The following is a 12,705-nucleotide window of genomic DNA, read 5'->3' as shown; positions in this document are numbered from 1 at the left end:
CGGTTGAAATGCTGAATAAAAACAGGTGATTTATGGAATTGAAACGGCCCTACCTCTTGTTTCTGGGCGATGTGCCAGATGCTTTGGCTGCAAAGACTGCAATCGGCATTGTCGACTGGCGGAAAGACTGGTGTGTCGGGCAAATGCGCCTGCCCGGATGCAACGCCGATACCGGTCTGCCAGATATGGGTTTGCGACAGGCCATTGCGGCGGGTGCAAAAACACTCATCATCGGCGTTGTAAATGCCGGCGGCGTTCTTCCCGATCACTGGCTTGACTCCATTGTCGCAGCGCTTGATGCCGGTCTGGATGTTGCAAGCGGGCTGCATCTGCGTCTGGAGGACATTCCGGCAATCGCAGAAGCTGCAAAGCGCAATGGCCGACACTTGCATAATGTGCGCCATTCTGACCAGACTTTCAAAACCGGTCAGGGCACCAAACGTGAGGGATTGCGGCTGCTGACAGTTGGAACCGATTGTTCTGTTGGCAAGAAATACACGTCCCTTGCGCTTGAAAAAGGCATGCGGGAAGCGGGTCTGGATGCAAATTTCCAGGCCACGGGACAGACCGGCATTTTTATTTCCGGCCGGGGCGTATCCATTGATGCGGTGGTTGCGGATTTCATATCTGGTGCCGCTGAATGGGTTTCGCCTGCGACAGAGCCCGATATCTGGCAAATTGTGGAGGGACAGGGGTCGTTGTTTCACCCCTCGTTTGCAGGTGTGTCACTGGGTTTGCTACACGGCTCCCAACCTGACGCCTTTGTGGTTTGTCATGAAACGACGCGAACCCATATGCGCAATGTGAAACATCCACTTCCAAGCATACAACAAGTCATTGACCTGACAATTGCCTGCGGGCAGCTCACGAACCCTGACATTCGTTGTGTTGGCATTGCTGTCAACACTCAGGCCCTTGATGAAGCAACCGCCGTCAGTACGATGGCTGAGATTGAAAAGGCCCACGACCTACCAACTGTAGACCCCATACGCACGGGTGTGGCACCGATTGTTGCCAGACTGCAGCAGGAGTTTGACCTTTGAGCCGCCATATTGAAATTGCTGCCGAAGTGTTTCCGTTGGCACAGGCTTTCACGATTTCCCGTGGATCACGCACCGAAGCTCATGTCCTTACAGTATCGATTAGCCAGGATGGCAAGATTGGCAGAGGGGAATGCGTTCCCTATGCCAGGTACGACGAAAGTCTGGACAGCGTGGCAGAGCAGATCAAGTCCATACTGCCGGACTTGTCGGAAAACCTCGACACAGAAGCCTTGCAATCCGCCCTGCCCGCTGGCGCTGCACGCAATGCTGTTGATTGTGCTCTGTGGGATTTAAAGGCGAAGCAGGAGGGCGTCAGCGTCGCACATTTGTGGGGTATGTCGCCGCTGCATGGTGTTGAAACCGCCTACACCATCAGTCTCGATACTGCAGAGCGTATGGGACAGGCAGCCCACGCTGCAAGCAATCATCCGATCCTCAAGATAAAGCTGGGTGGTGCCGGGGACACGGACCGCATCAGAGCGGTTCATTCTGCCGCCCCCCATTGCAAGATCATCGTCGATGCAAACGAAGCCTGGACGCCCGATAATTTCGTTGAAAATATGCTGGTCTGCGCCGCATCTGGCATTTCACTTGTTGAGCAACCGCTTCCTGCCGGGCATGATGACATCCTGGCGGGCATTCCACATCCGGTACCGATTTGCGCTGACGAAAGCGCTCATACCAGCGAGACTGTATCAGAGCTGAAATCACGTTATGATTTCATAAATGTCAAATTGGACAAGGCCGGTGGTTTGACAGAAGCCATGAAGCTTGTTGTACGCTGTCGAAACGAAGGTTTCGGTGTGATGATTGGCTGCATGGTTGGGACATCACTTGGCATGGCTCCAGCCCTGTTACCCGCACAATTTGCAGCTTTCGTGGACCTTGACGGGCCCTTGTTGCTGAAACGGGACAGAGAACATGGCTTACACTACGCAAACAGCGTCATTGCACCGCCAAAACCGAAATTATGGGGATGATGTTGAGCCGTTCCTAAGCCGTTGCATTATCAGCCAAAGGACAAAAGCCAGCAGGCCAATCAATGCCATAGCGATAAAGCTGTTTACGCCAAAGCGCACAAACAGCTGTCCCGACAAGATGGTTGTCAGTGCCATCATAACCCCGGAAATGAAGAAATAGCTTGCCTGCGCGCGCCCTGTCTGAGCGTCCGGCACTCCCCGTGAAATGGCGTGCATAACACCCAGATGCGCCGCTCCAAAAGTGGCACCATGCAGGATTTGCAAGACGAAATACCCCGCAAATGACCAATGGATCGGAAACAGCAGCCAACGCACAATGACGGCAACAGCGCCCACCGCCAAAAGGCCGGAGGGGCCAATGCGCTGCAAAATCGGTTTGGACATCGCAAACAAAGCGACTTCTGCCAAAACGCCAATGGCCCACAGAACACCTATTTCCAGCCCGGTAAACCCGGCTTGCTGCCAATAAAGACTTCCAAACGCGTAGACCATGGCATGACTCGCTTGGCACAATGAGCCAATGGCAAGTGAGAGCAGCAGAACCGGATGCCGGAAGGCTTTTGCCGAGAATTCAGTCTGATTTTGCGGCACATCCGTTGTTGCAACTTGACCTTTTGGCAAAGCCACGGTCGACAACGCCACCAAACCGTAGGCCAAAAACAGAATGGGTAATACGACTGAGCCGGACATCGCGCCAATAAGTGCGCCGGCAGCAATATTTGCACCAACAAAGGCCAGTGACCCCCAAAGACGCACTTGCCCGTAATCCATGCCAAAACTGCGCACACCCGACAGGGCAATCGCATCTCCCAACGGGACCAGCGTATCCCAGAAGATCGCCACGAAAACCACCACAAGCACGATTTGCCAGAAGCCGCTTGCAAAGAATAGAAGGCTCAAACACAGAAAGGCTGCTGTGGCATAAATCACGGTGATCTTGCGACGATCCGAAACACGGTCCCCCAGCGACACCATTAGTGGTGTGACGATTGCCCGAACGGCCATGGGAACCGCCAGCACCAGCCCGATTTCTGTGGGTGTCAACGCCCGCGATTCAAGCCACAGGGGGAAAAATGGAATGTAAATTCCAACGGCCGCAAACACCGCCATGTAAAACAGGGCCATACGCGGCGCAAAGGAGGTGGGTCCGGTGAGACGAGCAATCACTTGGAAAATCCATTCGCCGACATACGCAGGAACACATGCGTTTCAGCATCTTATTGTTAAGAATCACAGTGTAGTCTGGAACAGAATCGAGACTTGTCTGGCAGGCTTCGACTTTAACAGAAAACCCGATTGAGACCACACCAGGAAGACCATGGCGCAGCAGAAAAACAAACCGTCAGAACTAACTGATATTTTGCCAACAGAAGAATACCACGCCATTGAATCAGCGGTTCTGGAAACCGCGAGGGGCCGCTGGTTCCTAGAGGAATATGCGCGCAGACACCGTGTTGCAGATACTGAAATATTGCTTGAAGCCATTGCAAGACTTGAAAACTCCATCGGTGGAGCGCCAGCCAAACCTGCTGCCGATGCCGCACCTATCGCTGACGCACCTGTTGCTACCGTGATTGCTGAGCCCCGACATGTGGTTCCGCCCAATGCCGGTGAAAACGAAACACTACAACGGCTTCATTTGGAAGTGGCGGAGTTGTCTGCTGCAATTCAACTGACCCGTCAGGAAATCAGTGAGCTAGGGTCACAACAAGCGCAAAATGGCGGATTTGCTCCAGCAGCAAATGAAATGGATGACATTTTTGAGCACACTGAGAAGGCCATATCTGACATCTTGCAGGCAGCGGAAGCCATGCAGGCATCCGCCTGGGCTGCGCGTGAAGATGGAACGGATACCGAGGTCTGCGACAGGCTGGATAAGTGCGCGATAAATATTTACACGGCCTGCACCTTTCAGGAACTGACCGGACAACGGATCGCAAAACTCCTCTCATTGATTGAGTTTACGGAAAGCCATGTTGTGAGAATGCTTCAGCACTGGCAGGTTGATGATGAGACGGACGCACCAGATGCCGAAGTGGTTGGGGCGCCAACCCAAACAGAAAAGCTGGTCGAGGACACACGGCCGGCAGATGTGTTTGAAGCTTCACCCATGCATGATGACGGTCAAAGAGAACCCGAAAGCAACGCCTTCCAACAGCTATCTGAAGATGGTGACGTTCATGGGGATGTGCTGTCAGGCAACAACCCGTTTGAGGGTCAGGATGCTTTTGTGTCTACAGAAGAGACCCTGAAAAGCGTTGCGCAGTCCTAGGGTGCGGACCCATTATGGGTGATGAAATAGCAGAACAAATGGCAAAGAGATGCAAGGAAATACGCGCGGAGCGGGCTTTCTGCCCGGTTAAGCGCTTTGACGCCGCAGGTCGCAGCAATTTTTCTGTCCATCAGGGATCGGGCCTGTTTGCCCGCAGCCCGCGTCGCAAAGACTTGAAAGTCTTCAGACTTCCTGCTTCTTTGCTCCTGGTCTGCAAACAAACCGATCCCGACTATTTCACCACCCATAATGGGTCCGCACCCTAGGGTCAGGACTCATTGATTGATCCAGAAGATCACTGTTGCGGCGATGCAGATTGCTGAGAAGTAGGTATGGGCGCATCGGTCGTAGCGGGTCGCGATACGGCGCCAGTCCTTGAGTTTGCCAAACATGCGTTCGATCAGATTGCGCTGTTTGTACAATGCCTTTGAATATGTGGCCGGATTATTCCTGCCTGATCTTGGCGGAATGCAGGGCTTGATGCCTTTTGCTTTCAATGCTGCGCGGAACTCGTCGCTATCGTATCCTTTGTCCCCGATCAGCGTTTGGGCGCTTGGCATGGCTGGGTACAGCAGCTTGGCACCCAGATGATCCGACATTTGCCCTTCGCTCAAGGCCATCATGATGGGCCGTCCCTTGCCATCGGTGACAGCGTGAAGCTTGGAATTTAACCCGCCTTTGGTGCGACCGATGCGACGGGGAAGAACCCCTTTTTTTGAAGGCTTGCCGCAGTGCGATGAGCCTTCAGGTGTGTGGCATCAATGATCAATGTATCTGGCGGACCTTCCTCGGCCACCAAACTGCTGAATATACGATCAAAAACGCCCAGTCCGCTCCACCGCACAAACCGATTGTACAGCGTCTTATGCGGCCCATAATCAACTGGCGCATCGCACCATCGAAGGCCGTTTCTGATAACGTGGATGATGCCACTCAGTACACGACGGTCATCGACACGCGGGATGCCGTGCGAAAGTGGAAAATGTGGTTTCATCCGCTCAAGTTGCTCTTCGGAAAGCCAAAACAAAGTGCTCATCTGTGATCCTCCTCGATTGGAAGGAATCACAAATCACTGCCGATGGGAATCCCAAATTTTAATGGGTCCTGAACCTAGTAAACTTGGCGGGATAGGTTTTCCTCGACACAGACACCGTTCAATCGGGTTTCTGGTCTATTTTTAAGAAATGTTTGATGAAATATTTCGCCTCCAAAACCCTCTTGTTTTTTATACTTATTTTTTACTGAACTCACAAAATCTTTGTTAACCAAGCTTCGCAGTTGCTGCAATTCTTAAGGTCACGTTGATGATTTAAACTGATCATGCCTCATCACTGTCGCAGGGGAGGTTTTGGATTGGGAGTGAATTCTGAAAAGAAAACAATTGCTGCCATTGTTCCAGAATCAATCGCCTTTGCGGTTGCTACGGCGAAAGGCAGTACTGAGGAGACCGTTACACGGCTTTCTCAGGATCGAGTAGCCCTCGCCCAGCTTGTTCAGGAACACAGTATCCTGAAAGAGGCAATTGAGCGTGCGCCCACACCTTACTGTGTCTACACATCGGATGATCGGTTGCTTGCCACCAATCCAGCCTATGAGAATCTGCATCCTGCCCTGCTGAAAATGCGCAATGCCTTGGCTCCCGGGCAAAGGGTTCATTATGCTGATCTTGTGCGGGAGCAGATCAAGGATACTGTTTCAAGCGAAGAGTTGGAAACCGAAGTCCAAAGACGGGTTCAGTCGCAACGACTTGCATCAGGAGACATGGTGGAACGGGACTATGGTGATCACGGTGTGTTTCGTGTCGTCAAGTACCGACTGACCTCCGGCGGCACTGCAGGCGTCGCTTTTGATGTGACAGAACTCAAAAAGCGTGAAGCAGATCTTCTGAAGGCAAAAAATGCCGCTGAAGAGGCAAATGACCAGGCCCGCATTGCTCTGGAGACAGAGCGGACACGGAAAGTCCAAATGCGAAACCTGTCGCAGTTGGGTGAATGGCTACAGAGTTGCCAATCCCTGCCTGAACTCTTCCGCGTTGTAGAGTGTTTCATGACACGCATATTCGAGGATTCCTCCGGGGAGCTCTACGTTTACAGCAATTCGCGTGACATGTTGGACGGTTCCTGCGAGTGGAATCGTAACGGCGCTATTCAGGCACATATCCATCCCGATGATTGCTGGGCACTGCGCCGTGGTCGGATGACCCATTTCGGTCCTGACGAGATCGGCATTACGTGCAAACATGTTGTCGACATTCCCAACCTGAGTGATGGGCGCGAATATATCTGCATCCCCATCATTGCACACGGCGAGACGGTGGGCCTGTTACACATCCGCTTCAGTGCTGAGACAACCGCTGACCGAACCCTGTTCGAAGAGACGATCATGCCCTTTGCTGTGCGTTGTGCTGAACAGATCAGTCTGGCAATTGCTAATGTGAAGTTACGCGACGAACTTATGGATCAGTCAACGAAAGATCCGCTGACAGGCCTTTGGAACCGTCGCCACCTGATGAACCAGTGCCGCCACGCATTGGCAGAGGCGGAACGAGACAGACATCAGGTCTCGGTGATTGCGCTGGACGTGGATAAATTCAAACCATTCAACGATCTGCACGGGCATGATGCCGGAGACACGGTTCTGCGGCACATCGGGGAAGTTATGCAGTCTATCGTGAAAGATGGTGAGATTGCAGCTCGATTGGGCGGTGAAGAGTTCCTTGTCCTGCTGCCCCGCAGTTCAATGGAGGAAGCCCGTGAGCGCGCAGAAGTCCTGCGTGGAAAAACCGAGTCCATGATTATTGACTATGGAGATGCCGCGCTTCCACGCGTCACTATTTCAGCGGGTGTCGCAACAGCAATACCTGGACAAAAATACGGCCCTCAAGATTTGATCCGTGCCAGTGACAGGGCTCTTTACGGAGCCAAGGACGCGGGACGAAATCGTGTCATGACTGCAAATGAGTTAGAGGCCGGATAGAGAAATACCCAAGATGCGGCCCCCATTCAAGCCATTTAAGATACCGGTGCACCCTGACCACCGGCTCCATATTACGTTTGAGAATCGGGAAGATCGAAGACGTTGTTAACGACCCCACGCTAAACATTAAGATGTATATATATTTTTAGCACTTAATAGTTGTATAGACTTATCAATGTGTCCGACAGGATTGTTGGACAGCCATAAAGACTACGAGAGATCTACCCTGATGATACCTGCACCGATCCCAGAAAATGAAGCAGAGCGCCTGGCAACACTTCGGCGCTTCGCCATCCTTGATTCGGAGAAGGAAAGCGTCTTTGACCGCATAACAGATCTTGCATCTGAATTGTTTGATGCGCCGATCGCGCTCATCTCCCTGATCGACACAGACCGACAATGGTTTAAGGCATCCTGTGGTCTGGAAGCGCCAGAATTGCCTCGTGATCTTGCGTTTTGTGCTTACACCATTCTTGAAGATGGCGTGCTGTGCGTGCCCGACACAACACAGGATGAGCGCTTCAGGAACAACCCGTTTGTGACGGGTGAAATGGCCATCCGGTTCTATTGCGGGGCTCCTCTCCTTGCCCAAAGTGGCCACCGGTTGGGCTCATTGTGCATCGTAGACACGAAGACAAGGCATGACTTTGGCAAAAAGGAACAGCAGCGCCTTGCAGATCTGGCTGCAATTGTTGTCGACCAGATGGATATGCGCAGCGTCACAGGAAATGTTCTTGAGGAAATAGAATACCGTCAGAAAGCCCAGAACAAGGCAGCGGCAACCGAAAGCCAGATCCGCGCACTTATTCAATTTGTTCCCAATGGAATCGCCCTGCTGGACTTAAAAGGAAACTACCTTGCCTGCAGCGACAGCTGGCGTGATTTTATGGCCCTGCTGGATACAAATGCCGCAAGCAACGATATTGGCGGATTAAGCACAAGCCATCCGGGCTGGTATAAAGCATACCATGATGCACTCTCTGGAAAAACGATACGTATTGCCGAAGATCCGGTAAAACTGGCAAATGGAGAGATTGAGTATCTGCGGTGGGAAGTCAGGCCATGGAAATCGCAACAAGGTGAGGTACAGGGCGTCGTCGCTTCTTCCATGCTGGTAACGAAACAGGTTGCAGCGCGCAAGACGATGGAGCGCCAGGCAGAAATGCTCAACGCAGTGCTGGAAAACATCAAGGATGGTGTTGTTGCCTGCGATGCGGAAGGTTCGTTGACACTCTTCAACCAATCCGGTCGCAACATTCATGGCATAGACCACATATCCCCCTACGGTGCGGATTATGTTGAATCGACCAATCTATTTGAAGCAGACGGGATCACGCCCCTCACGGATGACCGCAACCCGCTTTTCGAGGCAATGCAGGGCGGTTCCGTTGTAAACCGGGAAATGGTGATCGCGCCAGCCGGGTTACCCCAGCGCCATGTGATCGCCCAGGCCGCTCCGCTGAAGGCCTCCGATGATACATTGATAGGCGCAGTGGCTTCGATGACAGACATAACGTCAGCCAAGCTGGCCGAACGGCAATTGCGTGCCAGCGAAGCAAATGCAAATTATATTGCGTTTCATGACACCCTGACGGGCCTGCCGAACCGCGCCCATTTCGGCCGCATGGTTGAGAATGATAAATACAATTTACAAGGCAGGACAACGGCAGCCTTTTTCCTTGATCTCAATCAGTTCAAGGCGGTCAACGATCTTTGCGGCCACAAAATTGGTGATGATCTTTTGAAGCGCACCGCCAAACTGCTGAAACAAATCGCCGGACATGATGCGTTTGTCGGCCGACTTGGCGGCGATGAATTCATTGTATTCAAGCCTGTTGAAGACAGAGAGACAGCGCTTCAACTTGGGCATCAAATGGCGCATGCGATCGGCCAACCACTGGTCATTGGCGGACATACAATTGTGTCAGGCGTGTCAGTGGGCGTTGCCATGCACCCCGATCATGGTGACACCCATGAAGAGTTGATGCGGCGCGCCGATCTGGCGATGTACAAGTCGAAGGCATCGGGGAAAAGTGAACCCGTTATGTTCGACCCGGTCTTTGAATTGGAAACATTAAAGCGCCGCGCCATGAAGCAGGAACTTTCCAATGCAATTAGAAACAAGGAATTGGAAGTCTACCTTCAACCCATTGTCGATGCGCAGACGCAGGAAGTCATTGGTGCTGAGGCGCTGGCGCGCTGGAATCACCCAAGCCGCGGGCTGATTTTGCCCAATGAATTTATTCCGATTGCCGAAGAATCCGGATTTATCGTTGAGTTGGGAGACTGGGTCTTACGATCAGCTCTGGAAGCAATAGCTCCCTGGTCAGATTTGTTTTTGTCTGTGAATCTTTCTCCGGTTCAATTCAAGGACCCAATGTTGGCAAAGCGCGTATTCGATGCACTTGAAGAAACCAGATTTGACCCTCACCGTCTGGAACTGGAAGTGACCGAAGGTTTGTTGATCTACGATACGAATGTTGCACGACGCGCCATTGATGCCTTCAAGTCGAAAGGTATCAAGATTGCGTTGGATGATTTTGGAACCGGCTATTCGAGCTTGGGCTACATTCAGAACTTCCCGTTCGACAAAGTCAAAATCGACCGGTCCTTTGTCGCCGATATCGATACAAACCCTCAGTCGGCAGCTGTTGTGCAATGCGTTGTAAATCTTGCTTCATCGCTTGGAATGGTCGTAACGGCTGAAGGTATTGAAACCGAAAGACATGAATTGCTGCTGAAGTTCATCGGCTGCAATACTTTGCAGGGATTCAGATATGGACGGCCATTGCCGGTTTCGGAATTTGGCCTTGTACCCTTGGACACAGCACAAGACGTCGCCGCCGGATAGTTCAGGTGCGTTTGGGGCGTTTAGGGGATGTCAGGTGATCTGAAGCGCCTGCAGCAGCACAGACTGGTCCACATTGCCGCCCGACACAGTTGCGACAATTGTCTTTCCCGATAATGATCCCACTTGGGTTTCCAGCCTTCCACTCAAGATTGCTGCAAGTGCGACTGCGCCGCCTGGTTCTGCCAGCATGCGGTGTTGTTCAAACGCAAACCGGATGGCCCGCAATGCATCAAGGTCACTGACCGAAAGGCCTCCCTTCAACCGATCTTTGTTGATTGAAAACCCAATCTCTCCGGGCGCTGGAGTTAGAATTGAGTCACAGATTGAACCGGTGGTGACATCATTGCTGACAATAGCTCCGGACAGAAGTGATCGCCGATAATCATCGAACCCATCCGGCTCAACGCTGAACATCTGCAAGTCCGGATAGCGTTTACTGCACGCCAGTGCCAGCCCGGCTGTCAGGCCACCGCCACCGGTGCAAGCCAGAAGTATGTCAGGCACCTCGCCACGGGAATTGAGTTCATCTGCAATCTCCAGCCCAACCGTACCCTGACCGGCGATCACATCTGCATTGTTGAAGGGATGAATCAGCACAGCGCCTGATTGCTGCATATGTGTTTTGGCAATCTGATCACGGTCTTCGCCAGCCCTGTCATAGAATATCAGTTCCGCACCGCTGTCCCGTGTTCGTGAAATTTTTACTTCGGGCGCATCTGCAGGCATGATGATGGTTGCCTGAATGCCCAGCAAACGGGCCGCTTCTGCAATGCCCTGCCCGTGATTGCCGGATGATATGGCCAGCACACCCCTGGTTCGGTCAATTTCAGGGATTTGGGACAGCGCATTAAATGCCCCGCGAAACTTGAACGAGCCGGTGCGCTGCAGATTCTCTGATTTCAGATAAACCCATGCGTCAAAGCGCTCAGAAAGCGCAGGCGAATATAACAGCGGCGTTCGGATGGCGAAGCCTTTGAGCCGTTCTGCTGCTGCCAGAACATCATCATAAGTGGGTGTAATCATCCACAAGTTCTGGTCGGCATGGTCTGCCCTGTCAAGCCGTCTGATTGTGCTTTGAATCTGGCGCACCACTTTGGATGTGGCCATAGAAGTGAGCCGCTGATGCCTGCCACGATTGCACCAAAGCAAATGTCCGACAATCACGCCCGTTTAATTAGAGAGCCTTCAGACAGGCACTTCTCAGATCTTCTTCAAGCACGGCGACTTTTGCGCCAGAGACATTGTTTTTCAAGATAGCGGCGACCATCTGCTGCCATATGCATCTTGCGCTCAACAACTTCCACACCGCCAAAATGGGTGCACAGATAATGGCGCAGAAATTCATCGTGATTGCCGGTAAACCAAATGTGCGTCCCTGCGGGTTTTGCGAAGCAGTTTTTGTACCACATCATTGTGGGCCAGCGACCAATGCCAACCCTTTTTCAGCCGCCACCCATCGATTATGTCGCCGACCAGGTAGAGCGTTTCGGCATCATGGCAGCGCAAAAAAACAAGCAGCAATTCGGCCTGGCGGCCCTTCGTTCCCAGATGGACATCGGACAGAAATGGAGTTCAAAAATGTTTTGGGAACGGATGTTACGCGGGTCGGTCAATGCATTCATAAAATGGTCGCCAGAATAACTGCAAGGATGATTGCAAGAAATCAAACCGCCTGAACGGAGTGCTTCTGCAACCTTAAAGCTGATTCTCACTTCGGTTTTGTGACAACCGACTGTTTTCGCTTTGTCCAAACTGCTCCGGTCCTTATGGTGCCGGTAAAAATAGAACAGGAGAATATGTCATGGACCTTGGTATTTCAGGAAAAACCGCAATTATCTGCGCTTCCAGCAAGGGGCTTGGCAAAGGTTGCGCCATGGCGCTGGCTCAAGCAGGTTGCGCCATTGTGGTAAATGGCCGGACTGAGGAAACGTTGCAACTGACAGCAGCTGAAATCAGGGAAGCCACCGGTGCAACAGTGACCGCCGTCATTGCCGATGTCTCAACGGCTGAAGGCCAGGCAAAGCTGCTAGCGGCCTGCCCGCAGCCAGACATCCTCGTCAATAATAATGGGGGTCCACCCCGCAAGGATTATACCCTGCTTGACCGTGATGCGATGATTGAAGGTGTCGTGCAAAACATGATCACGCCGATAGAGCTGATCAAGGCGGTGAGCCCTTCCATGAAAGAAAAGAATTTCGGACGTGTGGTCAACATCACGTCTCTTTCGGTGCTGAGCCCGCTGGAAGGGCTTGATCTGTCCTCTGGCGCACGAGCAGGCCTGACATCGTTTCTGGCCGGTGTTGCCCGTCAGCTCGCGCCGCACGGGATTACCATCAACAACATTCTGCCCGGCAAGATGGACACGGACCGTCTGCGCGGCGGCCTTCGTGCCACTGCTAAAAACTCAGGTGCAACAGAAGAAGAAGTGGCTGCAAATCAGCGAGCAGAGATCCCTGCCCGCCGCTTTGGAACACCAGAGGAATTTGGCAATGCGTGTGCGTTTCTTTGTTCACAGCATGGCGGCTATATTACAGGCCAGAACCTTTTATTGGACGGCGGCCTGTTCCCATCCGCGTTTTAGGG

The 12,705-nt window shown here is 52.5% G+C and carries 10 protein-coding genes and 1 pseudogene; 7 read left to right on the top strand and 4 right to left on the bottom strand.

The features are described 5' to 3' along the window. The first annotated feature begins 32 nt into the window (after positions 1 to 32). Both dgcN and dgcA read left to right on the top strand, forming a co-directional pair. A complete protein-coding gene (dgcN, locus tag RAL91_RS11590; protein WP_306262412.1) occupies positions 33 to 1,043 on the top strand; it encodes an N-acetyltransferase DgcN in 1,011 nt (336 codons plus the stop codon). Next, a complete protein-coding gene (dgcA, locus tag RAL91_RS11585; protein ID WP_306262409.1) occupies positions 1,040 to 2,023 on the top strand; it encodes an N-acetyl-D-Glu racemase DgcA in 984 nt (327 codons plus the stop codon). Before dgcN ends, dgcA begins: the two co-directional genes overlap by 4 nt. Here dgcA and RAL91_RS11580 read toward each other — a convergent pair. Then, a complete protein-coding gene (locus tag RAL91_RS11580; RefSeq protein ID WP_306262408.1) occupies positions 2,012 to 3,190 on the bottom strand; it encodes an MFS transporter in 1,179 nt (392 codons plus the stop codon). The genes dgcA and RAL91_RS11580 overlap by 12 nt on opposite strands. 151 nt (positions 3,191 to 3,341) lie before the next feature. Between RAL91_RS11580 and RAL91_RS11575 the strand changes: the two genes are divergently transcribed. Continuing rightward, positions 3,342 to 4,295, top strand: coding sequence for a hypothetical protein (locus RAL91_RS11575; protein WP_306262405.1), 954 nt, complete (start codon positions 3,342 to 3,344; stop codon positions 4,293 to 4,295). Between the two features lie 38 nt (positions 4,296 to 4,333). After that, a complete protein-coding gene (locus RAL91_RS11570) occupies positions 4,334 to 4,561 on the top strand; it encodes a hypothetical protein (protein ID WP_306262403.1) in 228 nt (75 codons plus the stop codon). A gap of 9 nt (positions 4,562 to 4,570) precedes the next feature. Here RAL91_RS11570 and RAL91_RS11565 read toward each other — a convergent pair. Further along, positions 4,571 to 5,331 (bottom strand): IS5 family transposase gene (locus RAL91_RS11565; protein ID WP_306258212.1). Its coding sequence is split into 2 segments (ribosomal slippage): positions 4,571 to 5,016 and positions 5,016 to 5,331, totalling 762 coding nucleotides; the frame shifts between segments, so codons are not numbered across the junction. Between the two features lie 323 nt (positions 5,332 to 5,654). Here RAL91_RS11565 and RAL91_RS11560 point away from each other — a divergent pair. Both RAL91_RS11560 and RAL91_RS11555 read left to right on the top strand, forming a co-directional pair. Further along, positions 5,655 to 7,271, top strand: coding sequence for a sensor domain-containing diguanylate cyclase (locus RAL91_RS11560; RefSeq protein WP_306262401.1), 1,617 nt, complete (start codon positions 5,655 to 5,657; stop codon positions 7,269 to 7,271). A gap of 229 nt (positions 7,272 to 7,500) precedes the next feature. After that, entirely contained in the window at positions 7,501 to 10,122 is a 2,622-nt protein-coding gene (locus RAL91_RS11555; RefSeq protein WP_306262399.1) for an EAL domain-containing protein, read from the top strand. Between the two features lie 30 nt (positions 10,123 to 10,152). Here the strand turns inward: RAL91_RS11555 and RAL91_RS11550 are convergent, their stop codons facing one another. After that, the gene (locus RAL91_RS11550; RefSeq protein WP_306262397.1) at positions 10,153 to 11,229 is read right to left on the bottom strand and encodes a threonine/serine dehydratase; all 1,077 of its coding nucleotides are present in this window, start codon (positions 11,227 to 11,229) and stop codon (positions 10,153 to 10,155) included. Between the two features lie 143 nt (positions 11,230 to 11,372). After that, positions 11,373 to 11,685, bottom strand: a pseudogene (locus RAL91_RS11545) (UDP-2,3-diacylglucosamine diphosphatase); the annotation flags it as partial. Between the two features lie 238 nt (positions 11,686 to 11,923). Between RAL91_RS11545 and RAL91_RS11540 the strand changes: the two are divergent. Then, positions 11,924 to 12,703 (top strand): SDR family oxidoreductase, encoded by a 780-nt coding sequence (locus RAL91_RS11540; RefSeq protein WP_306262395.1) that lies wholly within the window; start codon positions 11,924 to 11,926, stop codon positions 12,701 to 12,703. The last annotated feature ends 2 nt before the right edge of the window (positions 12,704 to 12,705 follow it).

Origin of the sequence: Pararhizobium sp. IMCC21322, from assembly GCF_030758295.1 — a bacterium.
In the GTDB taxonomy this organism is placed as follows: Bacteria; Pseudomonadota; Alphaproteobacteria; order Rhizobiales.
Note: the sequence above shows the minus strand (reverse complement) of the source record. Positions and strands in the feature narration are given on the sequence as shown.